We start from the raw sequence: 25,053 nt of genomic DNA, 5'->3' as shown, positions 1-25,053 counted from the left end.
ATATTTATTTTTTTTAATACTTTTCTTGTTAGTTTTCAACAGTTTAAAAGTTGGGGGCACAAATTTAGTCAAAATTTGGAATTTCCAACTTTTTTAACATTATTTTTTCTTAACATTGCAACCTTTTATGATTCATTATATAAGAGAATTATTTTATATTGTTTTAAATTTACAAATATTTAAAATGGAGTGAATTAAAAAAAGGTAAATTTGTCGTTTAAATAATTTTAATACTCTAGAGGATGAAGAGATTTATGAGTTTTATAGCCATCGTTTTTTCGGTGATGGCTTTTGCACAACAGGGGAAACTGAGAAAAGTGGCTGCTGTTGGTTTTTTGAATGTGGAAAACCTTTGGGACACTATACGTTCTGCAGATTATATAGATGGGACTAAAGATATTCATAATCCTGCTTTCCACAGAAGCATCCCACTTGATTCCATCAAATTTCTGGAAGCAGAAAAACATGACGGACCATGGAGTGATGGAGCCTTAAAAGGTAAAAAAGCAGTAAGATACCAAAGCGGTTCTGAGGAATTCACCCCAAGCAGTGGTAAAAACTATAATACTAAAATCTACAAAGCCAAACTGGCCAACGAAGCAAAAGTAATTGCCGAACTAGGTGCGCAGTATACCAAAACAGCCCCGGCTGTGGTAGGACTTATCGAAGTAGAGAACAGACAGGTGATCGAAGATCTGGTGAAACAGCCTGCTCTTGCCAAATATGATTATGGAATCGTACATTACAATTCTTATGACTACAGAGGAATTGATGTTGCTCTTATTTATCAGAAAAGAAGATTCACGGTAACCAACTCTTTAAAGAAAGAATTAAAAGTGTTCGGTGACGACGGGAAAAGAGAATATACCAGAGATATTCTGGTAGTAACCGGTTTCCTCGACAATGAAAAAGTGGCCTTCTTTATGAATCACTGGCCTTCAAGAAGAGGGGGTGAAGCCGTTTCATTACCGAAGAGAAATGCAGCAGCAGCTTTACTTAAGCAGCAAATGGACAGCATTAGAACAGCAGATCCTACGACAAAACTTTTTGCAATGGGTGACTTTAATGATGATCCTGTAAGCTCAAGTTTAAAAAATTATTTAAAAGCAGCGGCAAGCCCTAAGGACTTAAGCGAAACTACACCTTATCTTAATTTAATGTATCCTTTATATAAGAAAGGTATCGCTTCACTGGCTTATCAGGATGCACCTAACCTTTTTGACCAGATTATCGTTTCCAAGAATTTGGTTTCTGATCAGGTGACTAAAGAGTACTCGGTATACAAAGCAGAAATCTTTGCTCCGGCTTATCTGGTAAACAAAGAAGGAAATTATAAAGGCTATCCTTTCAGATCCTGGAACGGAGACCAGTTTACAGGAGGATACAGTGACCACTTTCCGGCATTTGTCATTCTTCAGAAAGAACCATAAAAAAGCAACTTAGGCACTCATTTTGAGTGCTTATTTTATATACAATGTTTCTATTATGAAAAATATAATTAGCATCCTTCTCTTTGCGCTGATTCCTTTCAGCTGTTTTTCTCAGGAGAGTACTAAGAAAGACGAAGAGAAATCTGAAATAAAGCCTTCTAAAAATGAAGACGGCGAGTGGGACATTACTGTGATCGACACCCAATTCGATTACTTTTTAAATGCGGTAGCCAAGCCGATGAACCAGTATTCGGAATCTTATCTGAAAACAAAAAATACATTTCTAGTTACTGAATGGAATTCTTACTACAGTTCGGGAAAATACCGGAATATTATAGAATCCGGTATCGATTACAACCCGAGAGAAAACTATGGGATCAAATTTGAATACAAGCTGTATCAGGTTTTTGCTTATGTCAGCTGGAAATACGGATTGAAAATGAACGGGCTTTCGCCAAGTGATGCTACAAGATAGTTTTTTTTAAAATTAAGCGGATAAAAGATTAAGATCACTAAACCGTAACCATAAAAAAAAGGTTCAGAATTTCTTCTGAACCTTTTTACTTTTATAATAGCTGAAAATTATTTGTTGAATAATTCCTCTACTTTATCCCAGTTTACTACACTGAAGAATGCTGCTACATAGTCAGGTCTTCTGTTTTGGTAGTTTAAATAGTAAGCGTGCTCCCAAACATCTAATCCAAGAACCGGAGTTCCTTTTACATCTGCAACAGGCATTAATGGGTTATCCTGGTTTGGAGTAGAAGAAACAGATACAGATCCGTCCGCATTTTTCACTAACCAAGCCCATCCAGAACCGAATCTTGTTTTAGCAGCCTCAGAAAAGTCATTTTTGAATTTCTCAAGACCTCCGTAAGCTTCGATAGCAGCTTTTACGTTTCCTACAGGCTCATTACTTCCGCCCGGCGTTAAAATTTCCCAGAATAAAGAGTGGTTGAAGTGTCCTCCACCATTGTTTCTTACAGCTGGTTTGTCAGTTCCTATCTGGCAGATCTCTTCGATCGTTTTACCAGCTAGTTCAGTTCCTTCGATTGCTTTATTTAAATTGTCAATATAAGCCTGGTGGTGTTTTGTATAATGGATTTCCATAGTTTTTGCATCGATAGTCGGCTCCAATGCATCATAAGCATATCCTAATTTTGGTAATTCAAATGACATAATTTTTATTTTTAATGTTATATCCAAATTTAGCCAATATTTAAGCGATTATCAAATACTGGGCATTACTTTAATAAATCTTTAACATTGATATATTGATTTAGAATGAATTAATTTTTATAAGAGGGAAGCAGGAAGTTGCAAGATGGAGGTTATCTCAGTCTAAAATACATCTCAAAGTATTTTTTAATTGATAAAAAAGCTCCAACAGAACAAATTTATACTTTTACATCTCTAAAATTCTCAAACCCTATTACACTACTACTCTCAACTCATTAGCCTCAATAAAAAAGCACGAAAATCCGCTGATCTCCGTGCTTTTTTTAACAACAATTAAATTAATCTATTTATTCATAGACATCAGGAATTCTTCGTTATTTAAAGTTCCTCTGATGTTTTTGTTTACAAATTCCATTGCTTCTACAGGATTCATCTCAGAAAGGTATTTTCTGAAGATCCACATTCTCTGAGAAGTTACTTCGTCTAAGAGAAGATCATCTCTACGTGTGCTTGAGGATACAAGATCAATCGCAGGATAAATTCTTCTGTTGGCAATTTTTCTATCTAACTGAAGTTCCATGTTACCTGTTCCTTTGAATTCTTCAAAGATTACTTCGTCCATTTTAGAACCTGTATCGATAAGTGCCGTAGCAATAATGGTTAATGAACCACCTCCTTCAATTTTTCTGGCTGCCCCGAAAAATCTTTTCGGCTTGTGAAGCGCATTGGCATCTACCCCACCGGAAAGCACTTTTCCTGATGCTGGTGTTACCGTATTGTATGCTCTTGCCAATCTTGTAATAGAGTCCAGCAGGATTACTACATCATGTCCACATTCTACCATTCTCTGGGCTTTTGCTAAAACAAGGTTCGCTACTTTTACGTGCTTGTCAGCTGCTTCATCAAATGTAGATGCGATAACTTCAGCATTTACACTTCTTTCCATATCGGTAACTTCTTCCGGACGTTCGTCGATCAGAAGGACCATCATATATACTTCAGGGTGATTGGCTGCAATAGAGTTGGCGATATCTTTTAGCAACATCGTTTTACCCGTTTTAGGCTGGGCAACGATCATCGCTCTCTGTCCTTTCCCGATAGGTGCGAAAAGGTCTACAATTCTTGTTGAAAGTGTAGATCCGTTTCCGGTAAGATTGAATTTCTCTTCAGGGAAAAGCGGTGTTAAATATTCAAATGCCACACGGTCTTTGATGAACGCAAGATCACGTCCGTTTACTTCCGTAGGTTTCAGTAATGAAAAATATTTTTCTCCTTCTTTCGGAAGTCTTACAATTCCTTTAACGGTATCTCCGGTTTTCAGACCGAAATTTCTGATCTGTGCCGTAGAAACGTATACGTCATCAGGAGAAGAAATATAACTGAAATCAGATGAACGAAGGAATCCGTAGTTATCCGGAAGGATTTCTAAAACCCCTTCAATACTTACCATCCCATCAAAACTGAATTCTTTTCTGTGCTCAGAATGATGTTCCTCATTTCTGTCAGCGTGTTGTCTTTGCTGATTTTGATTTGGATTCTGATTCTGGTTAGGATTCTGGTGTTGATTAGGATTTTGGTTTTGACCCTGATTTTGGTTTTGATGCTGATTAGGGTTCTTATTTTGGTTTCCGCTGTTTTGCGGGTTGTTGTGTCTTTGTTGGGATCTGGCCTGATTTTGAGGAGTATTAGGCTTTTCTTCAGATGGAGCAGATTCTTGAGGTTCTGCATTTTTAGGAGCTTCTGCTCTTTCCTGTGGAGTTTCTGTGTTGCCAGTATTATTGGCGACTACTCTTTTTCTTTTTTTCTTAGCTTGTGCCTGATTGTTTTCTTCAGGAGTGGAAACTGTTTCAGCTTTGGGTTCTTCCTGTTTTGTTTCTTCAGCAGCGGGCACCTTTTCTTCTACTTTCTCTTCAATCTGGGGTTTTTCTTCAATGGGTGCTTTTACTTCTGCTCTCGGTTTGGCAGGTTGTCTTTTAGGCGCTGCTTTTTTTACAGGAGCCTTTGCAGGTTTGTCTGCCGGTTTTTCTTCAGTATCCATGCTGGTTTCTGTGGCGTTGAAATAATCTTTTGCAACTTTAGGGTTAGAAGCCTGAAAGTCAAGAACGGCAAAGATCTTATCATTATCATTGCTATTTCTAGCAACTTTAACGCCTAAATCTTTTAAGATTTTAGTCAGTTCCGTTACGGATTTTGACCTTAACGTTTCTATGTTAAACATACTTAATGTAAAAATGTAATTAATTGTGAGTAAGAAAAGTAAGTCCGGTGACTTTTGTTTTCAAGTACATATGTATAATGCAAATCTACACTAATTTTTGAATTGTGCAAAATTTATGTTATTTTTGCCAGGTATTTAATAATCAATGTTACAGAGAATACAGACTATATGGACTCTTTTGGCAGTTTTGGCTGCAGTTTCCCTTTTCGTTACAGGACAGGATGTTGACGTTTTCGGCAATATTCCGGTGATTGATATCAGTTGTAGTGCGCTTGTTTTGGCGGGTGCATTAAGTATTTTCAGTTTCAAAAACAGAAAAAGACAAATCATGCTGAATACGTTCAGCATCATTATAAACGCTTTGTTGATTGGTGTATTGGCGTACTGGTTACTAAACTTATCCGGAGGAATTCAGATTCCTGAGAAGGGTATTGAGCCGGTTTTCCCATTGATCGCGGTGATATGTCTGCTTATCGCAAATATATCTATCCGCAGAGATGAGAGGCTCGTAAAATCTGTAGACCGACTTCGATAGCCTTACAACGATTTTTTGAGTGAGAACAGTTCCGAAAGGAGCTGTTTTTTTTTAGTCATTATATAAACTGTTTTGATTTTCATAATTAAATTGACACACACTTCGACTCCGCTCAGTGTGACAGAGTGTTTTTTTTAATATTACAGGTCTGAGTATCAACTGAAAGTCTGGAAAATGTTTTAAAAAATTAAATGATTTACTTAATTTCGCATTACATTTTAAGTTTCTTAATGGTTGAAATGTATTCTTATCTGATTAATTTATACCATTTAATGCAACATTTCCGTTAAGAATACGACTGATCCTATTAAATTGTATCTATAATGAAAAAACTAACCTACCTTGCCCTTTCCTTCTGCTCCGTATTTACGCTGGCACAGGAAGTTTCAAAAGAAAGAGTAACTACCATCCTTTCCACACTGGCTTCAGACGAAATGAAAGGCCGTGAGATCGGAACTCCGGAAAATGACAAGGCCGCAGAATATATTGCCACACTATTTAAAGAAAACAAGCTTGAATACTGTACGGGAAATTCTTACCTGATTCCTTTTGAATATGAAGGCAAGAAAGTCTACAACGTATGCGGTATTAAAAAAGGAAAAACGGATAAGTATCTTGGATTCTCAGGTCATTTTGATCACATCGGGACGAGCGAAAAAACCGGAGACAATATTTACAACGGCGCAGATGATGATGCCAGCGGAATAGCTACTCTAGCAGGTATTGCCGATTATTTTAAAAATAAAAAACCTGAATTTTCAATGGTGTTCATGGCCTTTAATGGGGAAGAAAAGGGAATGCTGGGATCCAAAGCGATTTCTACCGATACCAATTTAGATAAGGTTTATCATAATATGACCGCTCTTTTCAATTTTGAAATGGTAGCTACAGAATCTCAGTTCGGAAAAAATGCTCTGTTTATGACCGGTGATGAGTTTTCAGACTTTGATGAACTCTTTAATAAATATGCAGCAAACGGTTTAAAAATAAACCCAGATCCTTATGCAGTGCAAAAATTATTCTACAGATCAGACAATGTAAGTTTTGTGAAGAAGAAAATTATCGCGCATTCATTTTCTACGGTTGATATGACGAAAGCTTCGCATTACCATAATGAAAGTGACGATGTGAGTGTGGTAGATTTTGATAATTTAACAGGTATTATCAACAATGTTGGAAAAACTCTTGAAAAATTAAATCCTCAGAACTTTGCCCCAAAATATAATGACAAAGTAAAATTTTAAATAAATATAATTATAAAAACCGCCGAAATGGCGGTTTTTTTCATAATTAATCTATCACTGCTATTATAAAATTAAACAAACGTTTGTAACAAAATTGACCTGATTGAAACATATTAATTAAAGTAAAAGAGGATTAAGAACGTCTTTTCTTTTAATTTTACGTAATTTTGCTATCCAATTTTTCATTGAATGAAACCATTACAAAGAATACTTTATTTCGCGAAACCGCATCAAAAATACCTTTTCGGAAGTATGTTTTTCAATATTCTGTACTCCTTACTCAATATCTTATCGGTAGGAACAATGCTTCCTATTTTGGGATTAATGTTCGGTACCATTGAAAAACAAGCTAAAGAACCGGTATGGAGCGGAGCTTTCGGCGACTATTTCAATTATATAAAAGATAAAGCGTACTATTTTGTACAGATCCAGATAGATCAGCACGGTGCTGTTTATGTACTGGCTGTTCTTTGTGCTATTACCGGAGTTTCATTTTTATTAAGAAATATTTTCAGATATATAGGATCTTTCCTATTGGTTAATTATCGTGTAGGAATTACAAAGGATCTTCGTACGGCGATGTATAATAAATTCCTTCAGCTTCCTGTTTCTTTCTTTACAGAACAGAGAAAGGGAGATATGATGTCCAGGATTTCCAATGACATCGGAGGTGTGGAAGGTGGAATCATGGGGGTTTTGGTAGATATTATCAATGCTCCGTTTATGATCATCTCTTCACTGATTGCCTTATTTTTACTGTCTCCTCAGCTTACCTTGTTCTCACTACTCGTTTTCCCTATTATGGGCTGGCTGATTTCGTGGACAGGAAAAAGTTTAAAAAAACAGGCTCATTTTGCTCAGGCTGAACTTGGAAACCTTTTCTCATTGGTAGACGAAACATTGAAATCGTCTAAGGTGATCAAAATCTTCAACGCAGATAAGATCCTTAAAAACAGATTCAACGAAACAACGACCAACTGGCAGAATTATGCGATCGATATGAGCAGAAGAAGAGAATTGGCGTCTCCTATGAGCGAATTCCTCGGTTCTATCACCATTCTTATCATTACCTGGTATGCAGGAACGCAGATTTTAGAGGATCAGACCATGAAACCTCAGGCTTTCCTGGTATTCATCGGGATGTTCTTCCAGATTCTTGATCCTGCGAAAAAGCTTTCCAGTGCAATTTCTTCTATTCAGGGAGGTATGGCAAGTTTGGAAAGAGTAGCTGAAGTTCTTGATTATGATTTAAAAGTAGAAGAGATTGCAGAGCCGGTTTCTATCTCTACCTTAAGCAATCAAATCGAATTCAAAAACATCGGTTTCTATTACGATAAAGATAATGTAATCCTTAAAAATTTCTCACTGATCATTCCGAAAGGAAAAACCATAGCTCTTGTAGGCCAGAGTGGAAGCGGAAAAACAACGATTGCTAACCTTCTGGCAAGATTCTATGATGTGAATGAGGGACAAATTTTAATTGACGGAGTTGACATTAAACATTTAAAATTAAAAGAATACCGTCAGCTTCTCGGAATGGTAACTCAGGAATCTGTACTGTTCAATGATTCAGTATACAACAATATCCTGATGGGTAAACCTGATGCCACGAAAGAAGAAGTAGTTGAAGCCGCAAAAATTGCCAACGCTGATAACTTTATTTCGAATCTTCCTGATGGCTACAACGCTAATATCGGTGATGATGGAAATAAACTTTCCGGTGGTCAGAAACAAAGAGTTTCTATCGCCAGAGCGGTATTGAAAAACCCTCCGGTAATGATCCTTGACGAAGCAACTTCTGCACTTGATACGGAATCTGAAAGATTTGTACAGGATGCCTTAGATAAAATGATGGAAAACAGAACCTCCCTGGTGATTGCCCACAGGCTTTCCACCATTCAGAAAGCAGACTGGATCGTAGTGATGGAGAAAGGAATTGTAGTGGAACAGGGAACACACCACGACCTTATCGCTAAGAAAGGCATGTACCATAAGCTGGTAGAGCTTCAGAATTTTGACTAATCGTTTATTGAATTAATTTCATTTAAATGAATCCTATACAAGAGTACTTCTACAGAATCGACGAGCCTGAAAGAAGTACTCTTTTGTTTTTACGTAAAAAGATCCTTGAATCTGATACGGAACACATTACAGAAACACTGAGTTTCGGATTACCTTTTTTTAAGTATAAAAAGAAAATGCTGTGTTATCTCTATTACAGCAAAAAGTACAAACAGCATTACGTAAGTTTCTATCACGGGGACAGACTTGATCATCCACTCCTTATTCAGGATGGCAGAAAGAAGTTTAAAATCCTTCTGATTGACATGGAAGAAGATTTGCCTGTCGAAACTATTTTAAGTCTGACAGAAGAGGTTAAAAAACATATAAAATAAAAGCTGCGGCATGGTTTCACCATGCCGCAGCCTCTTTGAATTCACATAATTAAGCATACACTCCATTCAGAATACTTAATGTCGTAAAACAAAAAAAGGAGAAAACTTAATTTCTCCTTTCTATATTCTGATGATATTTTGTATTAATCTTTCATTTTGGCGATCACATCCAGACCTCCTTTTGTGATATCTCCGATCTTGCAGGTGATTTCTGTATCCAAAGGCAGAAATACGTCCATTCTCGAACCGAATTTGATAAATCCGAACTCATGTCCGGCTTTAGCCTGATCTCCTTCCTTACAATAGAAAACAATCCTTCTGGCCACATATCCTGCGATCTGTCTGAATACGACTTTATGATTTGTTGCAGTTTCCACCGCTACCGTTGTTCTTTCGTTCTCTGTAGATGACTTTTCATGCCATGCTACCAGATATTTTCCAGGATGGTATTTTTTGTAGATCACGTTTCCGGATACCGGATATCTACAGATGTGAACATTCAGCGGCGACATGAAGATGGAAATCTGAAGAGCTTTTCCTTTGATAAATTCAGTTTCCTCCACTTCCTTGATCATCACCACCTTTCCGTCTACCGGTGCGATCACATTTTCTCTGTGCTCCAGAATATCACGTTCCGGAACTCTGAAAAACCAAAATACTAAACTGTAAACAACCAATACTGGCATAATGATCAGTAACGACCACATTTTAAGAAAATAAATAGCCAACACGCTTATGATGATAAACAGTATCGTTGCTACGGTAATCGTTCCTTTTGACTCCTTATGTAGTTTCATGAGATTAAATAAATTTTTCTAAAATAAAGTACAAATATACGACAGGAACGCAGATTAAAAAACTGTCCAGTCTGTCCAGCACACCTCCATGCCCCGGAATGATGTTTCCGCTGTCTTTAACGCCGAAATTTCTTTTCAGCTGGCTTTCCACAAGATCTCCTAATGGAGCAAATGCAGCTACCAGGAAACCGACTACCATCCAGTTCCCGCGAAGTTGAGGCTGATAATGCTCTATAAAGTAGGATAAAACCAAAGTTAATACTACTCCGCCACCATAACCCTCCCAGGTCTTCTTTGGGGAGATTTTAGGGGCCATTTTATGTTTCCCGAAAAATTTTCCGGTAAGATAAGCGAATGTATCACTGCTCCAGATCAAGATGAACAGGAAAAGGACTTCCAGTGAAAACGTCCCGTCAAAGCTGGAAAACTTAGGCAATCCCAATGCAAAACTAAAAGGCAGTGCTACATAGATGACCGTAAATATCAACTTTCCGCTGTCGAAATAAAGTTCGTTTGGATATTTGAATAAGGTAACCACTGCAATCGCGATCAGGGAAATAGCCAGTATTTCATTCAGTCTGAAATCGAAAAAGAAGTCGTGTTGGAAATATCTTTTGGAAAAAACGTAGTAAATAAAAATCACCAGCGGGAGTACGATCCATTTTTCATAGCCTTTCCCGAATTTCATGATCTTAATACATTCCCAGGTACCTACCAACAGCAGAAGAGTGATCAGCCCGTGATACAGGTATTCCTGTCTGATAAGGTCCGGATGGATCTTGTTGATCAGCTGGGCACCCAGCGGTGTTGTGCAAAGAATGATAACGGCAACGTAAACAAGCCCGGAAATGGTTCTTTGAATAAGGTTTTTGTCCAAGATGTAAAATTTATAAGTTGATGCTTAATCTTCAAGCAGCAATAAAAACAGTTTTGTATTCGTATTGGAGGAAGTATCTAAACTTGACTGCCCTCCACTGATGGAAGTAAGGTTTTTGATATTCCCGTTTCTTTTTATTTTTCCCATCGCATCATTCAGGTTGTTTACAATCTGTGAAACATTGGCCATGATAATGATCTTACCCGGCAGTCGTGAAGAATGGTAATGCAGGATATTGTTATGCGAAAGCATAATTCTCCCGTCGTAGGCGATAAGATATTCACAGGTGATGAAGGCGGCATCGTTGGAATGCTCCATTTCTGAGGTGTATGGTATTTTCACCACATTCAAAAAGTTCTGAAGCTCTTTGTCCCAGCAGAACACATTGTTTACTCCTTCTATTTTGACAATCTGATTTAAAGTCTGTAGAGCTTCCGCTTCATCTGCACAATAATTAAAAAATCCCCCTGAATGCGTAAATAATTGCGCAAACTTATAGTCAAGATCCGCATTTTTCAGCGAATCCCCGAGCTTCTCCAGACTCTGTTTTTCCTCTTCCTCAGGCTGGTTGGTAAGTTTGCTTACAATCCTCTTGAATAAATTCAACTTAATCTATTTTTAGTCAACTTTATACAAAAATAGAAAATAATTACAATAGATTCTAAAAATGTAGCTTTAAATATGAAAAAACCTGACAATTCTAAGACTGTCAGGTTTTTTCTGATATGTTTTGGAAGTATTTTAAAGTTGAGTCGGGCTTTCCGGAGCCTGAATTTCGCTTTCTTCTTCCTTGTCTTTAATAATGATCTGCTCATCCGGTTCTTTCGTTGCAGCAATCGTGCTTGTAACAGGTCTTTCTGTTAACTCAGGATCCCATGCTCTTTTACCGAATATATCTTCAAGATCTTCACGGAATATCACTTCTTTTTCTAAAAGCTTATTCGCCAAAGCATCAAGTTTATCTTTATTCTCGGTAAGAATCTGAACTGCTCTCTCGTATTGATTTTCAATAATTGATTTAATTTCAACATCAATCTTATTAGCTGTTTCCTCAGAATATGGCTTTCCGAAATTATATTCAGACTGTCCTGAGCTGTCATAATAAGAAATATTACCAATCGTAGGGCTCAGACCGTAAACCGTAACCATAGCCTGCGCTCTTTTCGTTACTGATTCCAAGTCAGACAATGCTCCGGTTGAAATATTGTTAAAAATCACCTGCTCTGCTGCTCTACCTCCAAGGGTAGCACACAATTCGTCCAGCATCTGCTCAGTAGTCGTCAACTGTCTTTCTTCCGGAAGATACCAGGCTGCCCCTAAAGAACGTCCTCTAGGAACGATCGTTACTTTTAAAAGGGGTGCTGCGTGTTCGACCAACCAAGAGATTGTAGCGTGACCTGCTTCATGATAAGCAACTCTTCTTTTTTCAGAAGGTTTGATGGCCATGTTTTTCTTCTCAAGACCTCCGATGATTCTGTCTACAGCATCAAGGAAATCCTGTTTTGTTACGGAAGTATGACTATTTCTAGCTGCGATCAACGCTGCTTCGTTACAAACATTAGCAATATCAGCTCCACTGAATCCAGGGGTTTGTTTTGCTAAGAAGTCTCTGTCAACCGTATCGTCTAATTTGATTTTCAGCAAGTGAACATCAAAAATTTCTCTTCTTTCATGTAATTCCGGAAGGTCTACATAAATTGAACGGTCAAAACGTCCTGCTCTCATTAAAGCTTTATCCAAAATATCAGCTCTGTTGGTAGCAGCCATTACAATGACGTTAACATCTGTTCCGAAACCATCCATTTCCGTAAGAAGCTGGTTAAGGGTATTTTCTCTTTCGTCGTTTCCGCCGGAGAAGTTATTCTTTCCTCTTGCACGTCCGATCGCATCAATCTCATCGATAAAGATGATAGCAGGAGATTTAGCTTTTGCCTGAGCAAAAAGGTCTCTAACTCTTGATGCACCTACTCCAACGAACATTTCTACGAAGTCTGAACCTGAAAGTGAGAAGAACGGTACTTTGGCTTCACCTGCAACAGCTTTTGCCAATAGGGTTTTACCGGTTCCCGGAGGGCCTACAAGAAGGACACCTTTAGGGATCTTACCACCCAGTTTTGTATATTTTTCAGAATTTTTCAGGAAATCTACCACTTCCTGTACTTCTTCTTTTGCTCCTTCAAGGCCTGCAACATCTTTAAATGTCACCTGGATTCTTTCTTTTTCGTCGAAAAGCTTCGCTTTAGATTTCCCGATTGAGAAAATCTGTCCGCCAGGGCCTCCGCCACCGCCCATCTTTCTGAAAAGAAGGAAGTAGAAAAGTCCTAAGATCGCGATCCATATCAATGCTGAAACCAAGATGTCCATGAACGGGTTTTTGCCTGCTCCGTAATCTTTCGTCGTTTTGATAGTAGCGTCTGTAGCTTTTATCTGATCAAACTTTTGAAGGAAAAGCTGAAGGTCTCCGTATTTCACAGAAAAATCTGCTTTTGGAGCCATTTCGAACGCAGAAAGAGGATTGCTTTGGTTGACCGTTTTACTGACCATTGCTGTCTTTGCTGCTTTTGTCAGGAAAACATCAGCTTTCTCTGTGTCTTTGTATATGATAACGTTTTGGACCTTTCCTGCCTGCATTTCCCTGAAGAAAGCATCCTCATCAATAGATTTTGCACTGTCGCCTCCTAAAAAATTGGAACCGAAAAATAACAAAAGAGCCACGATTGCAATTGGAAAAAACCAGTTGAATCCTTTATTGTTCATTTATACTTTTTAAAATTTAAAATTAATTTTCTATTTTGGTAATGGCTGCATCGCCCCAAAGTTCTTCAATATCGTAATATTCACGAACTTCTTTCTGGAAAATATGTACTACCACCGTTACGTAATCTACCAAAACCCACATAGAGTTTTCGGTACCTTCTACATGCCAAGGTCTATCTTTTAGATCGTTTCTTACTTTTTTCTCTACACTTCCTGCCAATGCTGAAACCTGTGTATTTGAGTTTCCGCTACAAATTATAAAAGTTTCCGCTACAGAGTTTTCAATCTTCGAAAGATCGAAAATCATAATATCTTCACCCTTAACATCCTGGATGGCTTCAACAATTTTATCTATTAGTGCCTGCTTTTCTGCTGTTTTATTCATTAAAATATCTATAATCTGCAAATTTATTGTTTTTCTTTTACTTTAGCCTTATTTTTAGCCCTTTAAAGTCTTAAAGTTTTCTTAAATGGATCAATTATTTTATTTAAAAGAGTGCTCTTCTACTAATGACGAAGTTTCAAAGTTTTTACTTTACGAAAATTCAGATTTTATCGGAGTCTCTACATTCAATCAAACTAAAGGCCGCGGACAATACGGAAATACATGGGCGGCGGCGGCCGGAAAAAATGTGGCGTATACGCTGGCTGTTAAGGTCCAAAGCATTCTGCTCTCAGACTTTATATTCAATTACTATACCGCAGTGGTCATCCGGGATTTCCTTGCCAATTTGACTGACAATCCGGTAAAAATAAAATGGCCGAATGATATGATTCTTAAAAATAAAAAAATCGTCGGGATTTTAATTGAAAAGAAAAAAATAAATCAAAATAACTATTTCATCATCGGTGCCGGCTTCAATGTTCTTCAGGATCAGTTTGACGAAATATCGCATGCAGGATCGCTTCTGACGCAGACCGGACAGGTTTACGACCTTGAAGATTTTGTCTTTAAACTCCATGGATATCTGTCTGAAAAACTGAAAAACATTCCGTCTGAACAGGAGATCATTGATCAGTTTAACATGAATTTATACCGCAAAGATGAGATCTCCGTTTTCGAAATCGGAAAAGAGAGACAAAATGGCATTATCCGTCATGCAGACGAAAAAGGAGAATTGTGGATAGAGCTTGAGAAAGACGGTTTAAAACCTTTCTATCATAAAGAGATCAAACTCCTCTACTGATTTACTGATTGGCTCTTTTCAGGTACAGATACAAAGTAAGCGGGAAAAACACCATATTCGGAAGCCACATGGCTACAGCCGGTGATAAACTTTTGTTCTCCGAAACAACTTTTAAAGCTTCAAAAGAGAATACAAAAACAAACGCCAGAGAAATCCCTATCGCCAGATTGACTCCAAGACCTCCCCTTTTCTTCTGGGAAGCCAGAGATAAGGCCAGGAACGTCAGAATAATAATGGCCACCGGCATTGCGGTTCTTTGGTGGAACTCGTTAAGATAAGAATTCAGGTTGCTGTTTCCTCTGTTTTTTTCCCTTTCAATAAATTTGATAAGTTCGGGAGTGGTTTTATTCTGGCCAAGAAGTTCGTTCGGGAAAAGTTCTTCGGGAGAGTGTCCGTAGCTTTTCCTCATTTCAACTCCGTTGCCGAGTTTTTCTGTATTATTTTTGTTGATGGTTTTCTCGAGGTAATTGGTAAGGATAAACTGTTTTTTAGCTTTATCCCAATATACTTCAGATGCTTTCAGCTCATAGATCATCTTTCTGGCTTTATCAAACTTCTGATAAACGAAGCCGGAACCTCTGGTTTCTCTTTTGTTCCAGGAGTTGACAAAGATGTATTCCGTCTTACTGAACTGGGCTGATGCAGGACCGGTACCTAATATTTTTTCTTTATTCGCTGCATTATAGGTATATGCTTCCAGCTCGTTTTTCTTGATATTGGCCCAAGGAAGCACCATATGATTGACCACCAGCGATATCGTAGCAATTAAAACAGAGGTATAAAGATAAGGTTTTGCAAATCTGTGAAAGCTGGCTCCACTACTGATTATGGCAACAATTTCGGTATTATTCGCCATTCTGGATGTGAAATAAATCACGGAAATAAATACCAGGATAGCCAGGAACGTCACGACAAGGTTAATGATCCAAAACGGATAAAAGTGGATCAGGAAATACACCAGATCCAGCTTGGGATCGAGTGCTTTTGCGTTTTCAATCCTTGGAATCTTCTGCTGTACATCAATCACCAGTACCACTATAGACAACAATATCAGCATGAAACTGAATGTTCCAAGATATTTTTTGATGATATAACCGTCTATAATTTTGATCATGATCGTTCTGTTTTAAAGTCTCTGTCTAAGAACCGGCACTACAGATTTTTTCCATTCATAGAAATCACCTGCCAAAATATGTTCTCTCGCTACTTTCACAAGATCTAAGTAAAAGGCAAGGTTATGTACTGATGCGATCTGCTTTGCAAGATATTCTTTTGACACAAATAAATGGCGCAGATAGGCTTTCGAATATTCTCTGTCTACATAGCTGGTTCCAAATTCGTCCAAAGGCGAAAAGTCCTGCTTCCATTTTTCATTTTTCATATTCATTACCCCCTGCCATGTGAAAAGCATTGCATTTCTGGCATTTCTGGTAGGCATCACACAGTCCATCATATCAATTCCCAGACCAATGGATTCAAGGATATTCCAAGGAGTTCCTACTCCCATAAGGTATCTCGGCTTGTCTTTTGGAAGAATATCCGTTACTTCATCAGTGATTCTGTACATTTCTTCTTCAGGTTCTCCTACAGACAGTCCGCCGATGGCATTTCCTTCTGCTCCGGCCTCAGCAATCACTTCAGCTGAAATTTTTCTAAGATCGGAATACGTGGACCCCTGAACGATCGGGAAAAGTCTCTGCTTGTGACCGTAGATTTCTTTATTTTCTTCTGTCCAGTCAATACATCTTTTCAGCCACCTGTGAGTAAGCTCCATAGATGTTTTAGCCTGGTTATATTCACAAGGATAAGGCGTACATTCGTCGAAAGCCATGAAAATATCCGCTCCGATCTGTCTTTGGATTTCCATAGACTTTTCGGGAGTAAACATGTGATAGCTTCCGTCGATATGGGATTTGAATTTCACTCCTTCTTCAGACATTTTTCTGCTTTTGGAAAGTGAAAACACCTGAAAACCTCCTGAATCGGTAAGGATAGGAAGATCCCAGTTCATGAATTTGTGCAGTCCTCCAGCCTGCTCCATAATGTCCATAGTAGGACGAAGATACAGGTGGTAGGTATTCCCCAGAATAATCTGGGCTTTAATGTCTTCTTTTAATTCTCTCTGATGAACCGTTTTTACACTTGCTACAGTTCCTACAGGCATAAAGATAGGCGTCTGGATCGTACCATGGTCTGTGGTGATCTCTCCGGCTCTCGCTTTTCCTTCAGAGTTTTTTTCTATATTAAAAAATTTCATTCGTCTATTCTTTTAATTCACCGCTATTAACGCTTCTGCTTTTAAAGACAGAAATCGTTTCCGCATCATATTTATTTGTTTAAAACAGGTACAGTTCCAGTACTTTTCAATTTGTCCTGGACATATTTTTCTGCTTTAGGATCTTTTTTTAATACTATATTCTGTGCGTTCTCCGCAATATCTTTCATTTTGTCTTTGATGACATAATATTTAAAGCTTTCTACAAAATCTTCAGACTTTACCTTATGGGTTTTAAGCACGAATCTTGTTCCCGCTTCCAGATTTTTATTCTGATAGGTCATGATCGCCTGATCCGTAAGGGCAAGATCAGCCAGGATCTCAGCCATAGCATCCGGCTCGATCAGATTTTTGGGTTTGTCAATATAGTCGCCGCATGAGAACATGCACAGCATAACGAAAATGAAGACCAGCTTTCTCATAACCTGTTGATTATTGATTTCCATTTTAAATTTAAAACTCCGAAAACAGCTTCATGAATGATTCCACCGTTCATTTTACTTTCTCCTAAAATTCTGTTCGTAAATATAATAGGAACTTCTACAATTTTAAAACCTTTTTTAAAAGCACGGAATTTCATTTCAATCTGAAAGCCGTATCCTTTAAGTTTTACATTATTCAATCCGATTTCTTCAAGAACTTTTCTTGAGAAACAGACAAATCCTGCGGTAGTATCATGAATAGGAAGTCCTAAAATAAATCTTACATACTTGGAAGCAAAATAGGAAAGCAGCACACGACCCATTGGCCAGTTCACGACATTCACTCCTTTTGAATAGCGCGAACCTATCGCCATATCTGCATTCAGACAGGCTTCAAAAAGTTTCGGAAGATCATTGGGATTGTGTGAAAAATCGGCATCCATTTCAAAGATGTAGTCATATTTATTTTCTATGGCCCATTTAAATCCATGGATATAAGCCTTTCCTAAGCCGTCTTTGACATGTCTCACGGACATATGCAGATAGTGTGGAAATCTTTTTTGAAGGTCTCTGACTATTTCTGCTGTTCCGTCCGGGGAAGAGTCATCCACCACCAGAATATGAAAGTCATCTTCCAATGCAAAAACCGCGGAAATAATATTTTCTATATTTTCCTTTTCGTTATAGGTAGGGATGATGACGAGTTTTTTCATTTCAGTTTGCAAAGATAGTTTATTTAACCTTTTTATTTTATACAAAATAATCTATAATTTTGCAAAAAATATTCCTTTGCCGTTATCACAAAACTTTATCAACCACGTAAGAATACCTGAGAACAATGACTGGGTAATCTTTATCCTGATAGGATGCATATTCCTGTATGTTTTCATGATGAATATCATAGAAAGAGATGCAAGCCTGAAAGACTTTCTGCTTCAGAAGTATTTTGATGCCAGCAATAACCTTCCGAGCTGGATCATCACTTCCTGTGTAACGGCCATGACTCTGTCGGTACTGCTTTCGCAATACATCCCCATTGTTCCGAAATATATCGCCGATCTTCAGCTTATGGGGTATCAGCTTAATAAATTCGGATACACATTATTGGCAGTCATATTTTTTTATGCATCAAAATCTGCATTGGGCTATTTATTTTATCAAAGTATAGGGGATGGCAGAAAATGGACAGTTTTTTATTTTACCTCCACAAAATTTTACTTCATTCTGTCATTTTTGTTAATAATTCTTTGTGTAACCCACTATTATTTCCCCGTAGACAGAAATAAAATATTTTTATACTATTTCGGATTCTTCGCATTTGTCGCGGTTTTTAAGATTTTCTTCTATTTGTTTCACAAAAACAACATACTTCCCGAAAAATGGTATTATAAATTTTTGTATATTTGCACCCTCCAAATCGCACCTTTATTGTTGCTATGGAAGTTGTTATTTTTTTAATAAAAGTCAATGATGAGAATAAAGTCTATATTGGTTTCTCAACCAGCGCCTAGTGAGTCTTCTCCATATCTGGATATAGCAAAGAAGGAAAAAATAAAGATTGATTTCCGCCCTTTCATCCACGTCGAAGGAGTTGACAACAAAGAACTCAGAACTCAGAAGATAGATCTGACGCAGTTTACTGGGATTATTTTCACCAGCAAAAATGCAATAGATCATTACTTCAGACTTGCCGAAGAGCTGCGTTTCGCGGTTCCGGATACGATGAGATACATCTGCCAGTCTGAGGCGATTGCCAACTATCTTCAGAAACATATTGTTTATAGAAAGAGAAAGATCAGCTTTGGGGAGAAAAACTTCTCAGATCTTCTGCCTCTGTTCAAGAAATTTCCTACAGAAAAATACCTTCTGCCGTCTTCAGATGTATTGAGCCCGGATATCGTGAAAACGATGGAAACAGCCAATGTTGACTGGACCAGAGCGATCATGTACAGAACCGTATGCAGTGATCTTACAGACATCAATGCTAAGGATTATGATATGCTGATCTTTTTCAGCCCGCAGGGAATCAAATCTCTTCAACAGAATTTCCCGGACTTCAAACAGGAGGAAACCAAGATCGGTGTTTTCGGAAACACTACTTTAGCAGCTGCGGAAGAAGCAGGTCTGAAAGTAGATCTTATGGCTCCCACAAAGGAAACTCCGTCTATGACCATGGCACTTGAAAAGTACATTAAAGCACTTCACAAATAGTCTTTAATACATAAGATAAAAACAGCCGTCTTTTCAATACAGGAAAGATGGCTTTTTTTTAACTAAATTTGAACAAGAATTAATATTGAATGAAACGTTGCTTTAAATCATTCTCAGAAAAAGAGAAAATGAATGAGTACGTTCCATCCGGCCCAATAAAAACTTAAAATATTCGGATGAAAGCTCCACAGGCAAAAAAAATAGAAAAAATACTAGAAATACACGGCGACAGAAGAACTGATAATTACTTCTGGCTTAACGAAAGGGAAAATCCCGAGGTCATCCAATACCTTGAAGAGGAAAATGCTTACGAAGAGGTGATGATGAAAGATACTGAAGCTTTTCAGGAGGAACTTTTCGAAGAGATGAAAGCCCGCTACAAAAAAGACGACGAGTCTCTCCCTTATTTCTTTAACGGATACTGGTACATTGTACGCTATGAAGAAGGAAAAGAGTACCCTATTTTCTGCAGAAAGCATAAAAGTCTTGATAACGAAGAAGAAATAATAGTTGACGTCAATGTCTTAGCAGAAGGCGAAACTTACTTTGAAGTGGGAAGCGTTGCTGTTTCTCCAAATAATGAACTGGTTTCTTTTTCATCAGACAATGTCAGCAGAAGAATTTATACGATCAATTTCAAAAATCTTGTTACGGGTGAAGTTTTCGCTGATAAGATTCTTAACACAACAGGAAAAGCAGTTTGGGCCAATGATAACGAACACGTTTTCTACATCAGAAAAGATGAAAGTCTGCGTGCATTCCAGGTGTACAGGCATAAGCTGGGAACAGACGCTTCAGAGGACGTTCTGATCTTCCACGAAGAGGATGATACTTTTGATGTGAATGTTTTCAAGACAAAATCAATGGAATATATTTTCATTGCAAGCTCAAGTACGATTTCCGATGAACACAGATTCATTCCTTCCAACAATGTTTTTGCAGAATGGAAAATCATTCAGCCAAGAATAGATGATCTGGAATATTCTGTAGAACATTATGAAGACGAGTTTTATATCATTACCAACGCAGACGATGCCACCAATTTCAAGATTGTAAAAACCAAAATCGATAATTGCGGAATGGAAAACTGGACAGACGTTATTCCACACCGTGCTGAAATTTTGCTGGAAGGTTTTGAAATATTCAGAGAGTATCTGGTTCTGGAAGAGAGAGAAGAGGGACTTCTTCAAATTAAGATCATCGACGAAAAAACTCAGGAATCTTACTATCTCCCTTTTTCTGATCCAACGTACACAACTTATATCGGAATCAATATGGAATTTGACACCGAAGTTCTCCGCTATGGGTATACATCGCTGACACAACCAAGCTCAACGTATGAATACAATATGAAGGAGAAAACGACTCAGCTTCTGAAACAACAGGAAGTACTGGGAGGAAAATTCCATCCGGAAAATTATGTATCGGAAAGAATCTGGGCAGAATCAAGAGATGGAGAAACAAGAATCCCGATCTCATTGGTGTATCACAAAGACACTCAAAAATCTGCAGACACCCCATTACTTTTATATGGTTATGGAAGCTACGGACATACGGTGGATGCCAGTTTCTCGAATGTAAGACTTTCTATCTTGGACAGAGGATTTATTTATGCTATCGCTCACATCCGTGGCGGAGAATACCTGGGAAGAGAATGGTATGAAGATGGAAAAATGCTATTTAAAAAAAATACTTTCTTCGATTTCATCGATGCAGGGAAACATTTAATTAAGGAAAACTACACATCATCAAACCACATGTATGCGATGGGCGGAAGCGCCGGTGGTCTTCTGGTAGGAGCTGTGGTTAATTATGAGCCTAAGCTTTTTAACGCAATTGTAGCACAGGTTCCTTTCGTAGATGTAGTGACGACCATGCTGGATGAAACGATCCCCTTGACAACCGGAGAATACGACGAATGGGGAAATCCGAATGACAAGGAGTACTATGGATACATGAAGGAATATTCACCTTACGACAACGTAGAAGCGAAAGATTATCCTCATATGCTGATTACAACGGGTCTCCACGACTCTCAGGTTCAGTACTGGGAACCGGCAAAATGGACGGCAAAATTAAGAGAATTGAAAACAGACGACAATCTTTTATTATTCAAAACAGATATGAGCTCAGGCCATGGCGGAGCCAGCGGAAGATTTGAATCATTGAAAGAAGACGCGTTGGAATATGCGTTTCTGTTGAAGATAGATGATAAGTTATAAATGATGAATGATGTGAATACGGACAATAATTATAATCAGGTGTTTTCACAAAGAACCAAATCTTTGACAATCGCTATTATTAATGAGTTGTCTGAAATTCCATATTCAGATAAGATATCGAATATCAGAAAACAAATTTTCAGATCAGCATCATCAACAGCCAGCAATTACAGAGCAATGTGCAGAGCCCGCTCTCTAAAAGAAAAATATTCCAAAATATGCATCGTCGTTGAAGAAGCTGACGAAACATTATTTTGGCTGGAACTGATTGATGAACTAAAGCTTCTTCAGACAGAAAAAACAAATGGTCTACTCAAGGAAGCTGATGAGATTGTAAAAGCAACATCAGCCTATAAAAAGAAACTGAGTGAAGAACTTAAAACGCATTAACAATCAATTATAAATCATCATTAATCAATCATATGAACGAAGGCGATTATTGGCAAAAAATAGAACAGTTCTTTGTAGATACTTTCGATACTGAAAAAAATCCTCCGATTGAAACGCTATTGTTTCTGATCGGGCTACAGGAACTTGGAAGCGGCCAACAAAAATATACAAAAGAAGACAAAGTAAATTTGATCCACATTGCAGTATGCAGATTACTCGAACCATTCGGGTACTACAAATTTACCCACTATGAAGACGGATGGCCACAATATGACAAACTGGAAGAACTTCCGGAATTAAGACCAAACGAACAGTCTCTTCTGATGAAAAAAGCAATTATACAGTATTTTCAAGAGGAAGAGCTAATTTGATGTGCTGATTTGAGAATACGATGATATGGCGATTAGAATGATGTACAAGGTTACAAATCTGAGGATTCTATGAACAATCACATTATTTCAAATCTCAAATGCATATGCATATATAAAATTCAATAGGGACGGGCTTTAGCCCGTCTTTTCTTTTACAAAAAAACCAAAGGCTTCAGCCAAAACGTAAAAAGACAACATCTCTGCATTTTTCCAATCATTCAAATCATCAAATCATCAAATCATCGTATCATCAAATCAACACTTCTCTCAGCTGTGTCAGCCCCGTTTTAAATCCTTCTTCAAAACCCATTTCCAGCAGCTGATTCATCGTTTCCTGAGATGGGAAATGAATATTAACGGTTACTTTCACTCCTTCTTCTATCCCCGTAAATCCAAACAGCCATTTCGATTGTCCGAAATTTTCATTGATGTTTCCTTTTTCATCACAGAAAGAATCCAGCCCATCAAAGCTTCGGTGTTCCATAATTTCGCCGTACTGAACTTGTGCATATGATTTCTCACCGTTCGGGCCTACCATTGCGTACTGCCAGATTCCGCCTTCTTTAAAATCCTGGTTTACGGTTTCACATTTCCAGGGTTTTGGGCCCCACCATTGATCAAGTAATCCAGCCTGCGTAAAATAATCCCATACTTTTGAGACATCCGCATCATAAACGGTCATGACATAAACACTGTTTGAGTCAAAATCTTTGTTAAAAACAATATTAGATTCCATAAGTAATTATTTTTACCAAAGCTAGTTAATTTCTAAGTTTGGAGGACTTTCCATAGGACAAGTAATTTAAAATTCATAAATAATTGTTAAAAAACTCCCTTTTAAGAGAAATTAAACAATTTTTTGGCTCGTTTTTTGTTTATCAAGTCTTAAAATAATTAATTTTAACATTCATTTTTCTCAATATATATACAATTAAATAATGAATAATAAATTCATCCCAATAATTTCGGTGTTTATGACAATCTCACTGATTGTTTTTGTTACGCTCCAATTTTATTGGCTGAAAGGTTATTACGGTGCTCTGGAACAGGAATTCTCGAATAAAGTGTACTCTGTTTTAGAAAATACTTCAAAAAATATTGAGGAAATTGAAGCTGATAAATACCTGAATCAAGGCTATAGTAATTTAAGAAACAATGTCATCGCCGGCAAAGACCAACCTTCTTTAACCACCATCCAGCAGGTACAAGATTCCGGTACACAACGCCAGATTATTTATTCCAAAAATATTATATCAAAGACACAGCTTCCGATCTCTCAAAAAGGGGATACTCTTAAGCTGACCACTTTATATACAGACAACGCCGCCTACAAGGTAAAAAAGGACACCACCAACCGGGAACTTCTTACCTCAGAACTTAATACCGATATTGAAAACGGAGATTATGCGGTAAAAGAATTCGTAAAAGTGGTAGGAACCAATCTTCCGATCGGTAAAAGAGTGGATCCGAAAATTCTTGATTCGGTCATCGCAAAAGAGCTGAAAATAAAAGGCATCACAGCCAAGTTCGGGTATGGAGTCATCGACCAGAACAACAAGCTCACCAGCGTTGCCAATAAAGCCTACAAAGAGAAAAAGGACAACAATACTTACACCTACCCTCTTTTTACAGACATAAAAAACCGGACTTTATACAGTCTGGCTTTGGTATTTCCTAAAAAAGAATACTCACTGGCTATGAACAACTGGCCGATGCTTCTCGGAACCTTCCTTTCCCTCCTGACAATTCTTGGAATTTATATTATTTCCATTAATTATATGATGAGACAAAAGAAACTGGCAGAAGTAAAAACAGATTTCATCAATAATATGTCTCACGAGTTTAAAACTCCGCTGGCAACGATTTCTGTAGCAACAGATTCTTTGGCCAATGACAAGATCGCGACCAATCCTGAGAAGGTTAAATACTACTCGGAACTGATCAAGCAGGAAAATTTAAGGATGAAAAAGCAGGTGGAAAATGTCCTGAATATGTCCAAACTTGAAAGAAATGAAGTAGAACTTTTCTTAAGGGAAACCAATGTACGCGAGCTGATCAAGAGAACAACAGAATCTTTCAATCTGATTGTAAAACAGAGAAACGGATCACTGACTCAGGAATTTAATGCTTCCAATTATACCTTTAAAATAGACGAATTCCATATCTCCAATATGCTGGTGAACCTGTTGGACAATGCCAATAAATATTCTCCTGAAGCTCCTGAAATTCATGTAAAAACAAGAAATGAAGGAAACTGGTACATCATAGAGATTTCAGATAAAGGAATGGGAATGGAAACGGAGAACAAAACCAAGATTTTTGAAAAGTTCTTCAGAGAAGAAACCGGAAATATCCACAATGTAAAAGGACAGGGACTGGGACTTTCTTATGTAAAGAAAATTGCAGAACTGCACAAAGGGCAAATCATCGTAGACTCCCATAAAGGTAAGGGAAGTACATTTACGATCAAACTGCCGATAACCTAAGTCATGAATGATGCGCGATGAATGGTGGATGATAAGACGGATCAATAATCATTCAT

25 protein-coding genes are annotated in these 25,053 nt (G+C 37.7%); 13 read left to right on the top strand and 12 right to left on the bottom strand.

Features of this window, described 5'->3' with window-relative positions:
- Positions 1-242: 242 nt before the first annotated feature.
- Both LC419_RS17890 and LC419_RS17885 read left to right on the top strand, forming a co-directional pair.
- Positions 243-1,430 carry an endonuclease/exonuclease/phosphatase family protein gene (locus LC419_RS17890; protein ID WP_223608638.1) on the top strand — a complete coding sequence of 396 codons (1,188 nt, stop codon included), beginning with the start codon at positions 243-245 and terminating at the stop codon, positions 1,428-1,430.
- A 55-nt stretch (positions 1,431-1,485) separates the two neighbouring features.
- Positions 1,486-1,905 carry a DUF6146 family protein gene (locus LC419_RS17885; protein ID WP_223608637.1) on the top strand — a complete coding sequence of 140 codons (420 nt, stop codon included), beginning with the start codon at positions 1,486-1,488 and terminating at the stop codon, positions 1,903-1,905.
- A gap of 107 nt (positions 1,906-2,012) precedes the next feature.
- Here the strand turns inward: LC419_RS17885 and LC419_RS17880 are convergent, their stop codons facing one another.
- Both LC419_RS17880 and rho read right to left on the bottom strand, forming a co-directional pair.
- A complete protein-coding gene (locus LC419_RS17880) occupies positions 2,013-2,609 on the bottom strand; it encodes a superoxide dismutase (RefSeq protein WP_223608636.1) in 597 nt (198 codons plus the stop codon).
- A gap of 343 nt (positions 2,610-2,952) precedes the next feature.
- Positions 2,953-4,827, bottom strand: a complete 1,875-nt coding sequence (rho, locus tag LC419_RS17875) for a transcription termination factor Rho (protein ID WP_223608635.1) — start codon at positions 4,825-4,827, stop codon at positions 2,953-2,955.
- 145 nt (positions 4,828-4,972) lie between these two features.
- Between rho and LC419_RS17870 the strand changes: the two genes are divergently transcribed.
- The 4 genes from LC419_RS17870 to LC419_RS17855 all read left to right on the top strand — a co-directional run bounded on the left by LC419_RS17870 (position 4,973) and on the right by LC419_RS17855 (position 9,002).
- On the top strand, positions 4,973-5,362 hold the full coding sequence (locus LC419_RS17870; RefSeq protein ID WP_223608634.1) for a DUF4293 family protein: 390 nt from the start codon (positions 4,973-4,975) through the stop codon (positions 5,360-5,362).
- A 323-nt stretch (positions 5,363-5,685) separates the two neighbouring features.
- The gene (locus tag LC419_RS17865; RefSeq protein ID WP_223608633.1) at positions 5,686-6,606 is read left to right on the top strand and encodes a M28 family peptidase; all 921 of its coding nucleotides are present in this window, start codon (positions 5,686-5,688) and stop codon (positions 6,604-6,606) included.
- A 189-nt stretch (positions 6,607-6,795) separates the two neighbouring features.
- Positions 6,796-8,628 carry an ABC transporter ATP-binding protein gene (locus tag LC419_RS17860; RefSeq protein WP_223608632.1) on the top strand — a complete coding sequence of 611 codons (1,833 nt, stop codon included), beginning with the start codon at positions 6,796-6,798 and terminating at the stop codon, positions 8,626-8,628.
- A 26-nt stretch (positions 8,629-8,654) separates the two neighbouring features.
- The gene (locus LC419_RS17855; RefSeq protein WP_223608631.1) at positions 8,655-9,002 is read left to right on the top strand and encodes a DUF1801 domain-containing protein; all 348 of its coding nucleotides are present in this window, start codon (positions 8,655-8,657) and stop codon (positions 9,000-9,002) included.
- Between the two features lie 143 nt (positions 9,003-9,145).
- On the opposite strand, the gene LC419_RS17850 is transcribed toward LC419_RS17855, so the two are convergent.
- The 5 genes from LC419_RS17850 to rsfS form a co-directional block, all read right to left on the bottom strand.
- The gene (locus LC419_RS17850) at positions 9,146-9,799 is read right to left on the bottom strand and encodes a phosphatidylserine decarboxylase family protein (protein WP_223608630.1); all 654 of its coding nucleotides are present in this window, start codon (positions 9,797-9,799) and stop codon (positions 9,146-9,148) included.
- Between the two features lie 4 nt (positions 9,800-9,803).
- Positions 9,804-10,676 (bottom strand): phosphatidate cytidylyltransferase, encoded by an 873-nt coding sequence (locus LC419_RS17845; protein WP_223608629.1) that lies wholly within the window; start codon positions 10,674-10,676, stop codon positions 9,804-9,806.
- Between the two features lie 24 nt (positions 10,677-10,700).
- Positions 10,701-11,282: an LUD domain-containing protein gene (locus tag LC419_RS17840; RefSeq protein WP_034724042.1), complete on the bottom strand. Its 582-nt coding sequence runs from the start codon at positions 11,280-11,282 to the stop codon at positions 10,701-10,703.
- A 135-nt stretch (positions 11,283-11,417) separates the two neighbouring features.
- The gene (gene ftsH / locus LC419_RS17835; RefSeq protein ID WP_223608628.1) at positions 11,418-13,433 is read right to left on the bottom strand and encodes an ATP-dependent zinc metalloprotease FtsH; all 2,016 of its coding nucleotides are present in this window, start codon (positions 13,431-13,433) and stop codon (positions 11,418-11,420) included.
- A 22-nt stretch (positions 13,434-13,455) separates the two neighbouring features.
- On the bottom strand, positions 13,456-13,818 hold the full coding sequence (gene rsfS, locus LC419_RS17830) for a ribosome silencing factor (RefSeq protein WP_034700760.1): 363 nt from the start codon (positions 13,816-13,818) through the stop codon (positions 13,456-13,458).
- 85 nt (positions 13,819-13,903) lie between these two features.
- Here rsfS and LC419_RS17825 point away from each other — a divergent pair, with 85 nt between their 5' ends.
- The gene (locus LC419_RS17825; RefSeq protein WP_223608627.1) at positions 13,904-14,620 is read left to right on the top strand and encodes a biotin--[acetyl-CoA-carboxylase] ligase; all 717 of its coding nucleotides are present in this window, start codon (positions 13,904-13,906) and stop codon (positions 14,618-14,620) included.
- Position 14,621: 1 nt separating this feature from the next.
- On the opposite strand, the gene LC419_RS17820 is transcribed toward LC419_RS17825, so the two are convergent.
- The 4 genes from LC419_RS17820 to LC419_RS17805 form a co-directional block, all read right to left on the bottom strand.
- Positions 14,622-15,731 (bottom strand): LptF/LptG family permease, encoded by a 1,110-nt coding sequence (locus LC419_RS17820; RefSeq protein WP_223608681.1) that lies wholly within the window; start codon positions 15,729-15,731, stop codon positions 14,622-14,624.
- 15 nt (positions 15,732-15,746) lie between these two features.
- Positions 15,747-16,877, bottom strand: coding sequence for a tRNA guanosine(34) transglycosylase Tgt (gene tgt / locus LC419_RS17815; RefSeq protein WP_223608626.1), 1,131 nt, complete (start codon positions 16,875-16,877; stop codon positions 15,747-15,749).
- Between the two features lie 71 nt (positions 16,878-16,948).
- Positions 16,949-17,317 (bottom strand): DUF4296 domain-containing protein, encoded by a 369-nt coding sequence (locus LC419_RS17810; RefSeq protein WP_223608625.1) that lies wholly within the window; start codon positions 17,315-17,317, stop codon positions 16,949-16,951.
- The gene (locus LC419_RS17805) at positions 17,314-18,030 is read right to left on the bottom strand and encodes a polyprenol monophosphomannose synthase (protein ID WP_223608624.1); all 717 of its coding nucleotides are present in this window, start codon (positions 18,028-18,030) and stop codon (positions 17,314-17,316) included. The genes LC419_RS17810 and LC419_RS17805 overlap by 4 nt, the downstream gene beginning before the upstream one ends.
- A gap of 76 nt (positions 18,031-18,106) precedes the next feature.
- Here LC419_RS17805 and LC419_RS17800 point away from each other — a divergent pair, with 76 nt between their 5' ends.
- The 5 genes from LC419_RS17800 to LC419_RS17780 all read left to right on the top strand — a co-directional run bounded on the left by LC419_RS17800 (position 18,107) and on the right by LC419_RS17780 (position 22,511).
- Positions 18,107-18,775: a DUF4271 domain-containing protein gene (locus tag LC419_RS17800; protein ID WP_223608623.1), complete on the top strand. Its 669-nt coding sequence runs from the start codon at positions 18,107-18,109 to the stop codon at positions 18,773-18,775.
- 12 nt (positions 18,776-18,787) lie between these two features.
- The gene (locus LC419_RS17795) at positions 18,788-19,528 is read left to right on the top strand and encodes a uroporphyrinogen-III synthase (RefSeq protein WP_034724052.1); all 741 of its coding nucleotides are present in this window, start codon (positions 18,788-18,790) and stop codon (positions 19,526-19,528) included.
- A 176-nt stretch (positions 19,529-19,704) separates the two neighbouring features.
- Entirely contained in the window at positions 19,705-21,750 is a 2,046-nt protein-coding gene (locus LC419_RS17790) for a S9 family peptidase (protein ID WP_223608622.1), read from the top strand.
- The gene (locus tag LC419_RS17785; protein WP_223608621.1) at positions 21,751-22,140 is read left to right on the top strand and encodes a four helix bundle protein; all 390 of its coding nucleotides are present in this window, start codon (positions 21,751-21,753) and stop codon (positions 22,138-22,140) included.
- A 32-nt stretch (positions 22,141-22,172) separates the two neighbouring features.
- On the top strand, positions 22,173-22,511 hold the full coding sequence (locus LC419_RS17780; RefSeq protein ID WP_223608620.1) for a hypothetical protein: 339 nt from the start codon (positions 22,173-22,175) through the stop codon (positions 22,509-22,511).
- A 250-nt stretch (positions 22,512-22,761) separates the two neighbouring features.
- Here LC419_RS17780 and LC419_RS17775 read toward each other — a convergent pair whose 3' ends face one another.
- The gene (locus LC419_RS17775; RefSeq protein WP_223608619.1) at positions 22,762-23,247 is read right to left on the bottom strand and encodes an SRPBCC domain-containing protein; all 486 of its coding nucleotides are present in this window, start codon (positions 23,245-23,247) and stop codon (positions 22,762-22,764) included.
- A gap of 202 nt (positions 23,248-23,449) precedes the next feature.
- Between LC419_RS17775 and LC419_RS17770 the strand changes: the two genes are divergently transcribed.
- Positions 23,450-24,997 (top strand): sensor histidine kinase KdpD, encoded by a 1,548-nt coding sequence (locus tag LC419_RS17770; protein WP_223608618.1) that lies wholly within the window; start codon positions 23,450-23,452, stop codon positions 24,995-24,997.
- Positions 24,998-25,053 lie beyond the last annotated feature (56 nt).

It is taken from the genome of Chryseobacterium sp. OSA05B (assembly GCF_019970065.1).
Taxonomy (GTDB): domain Bacteria; phylum Bacteroidota; class Bacteroidia; order Flavobacteriales; family Weeksellaceae; genus Chryseobacterium.
This window is presented reverse-complemented; position numbering and strand designations above follow the sequence as displayed.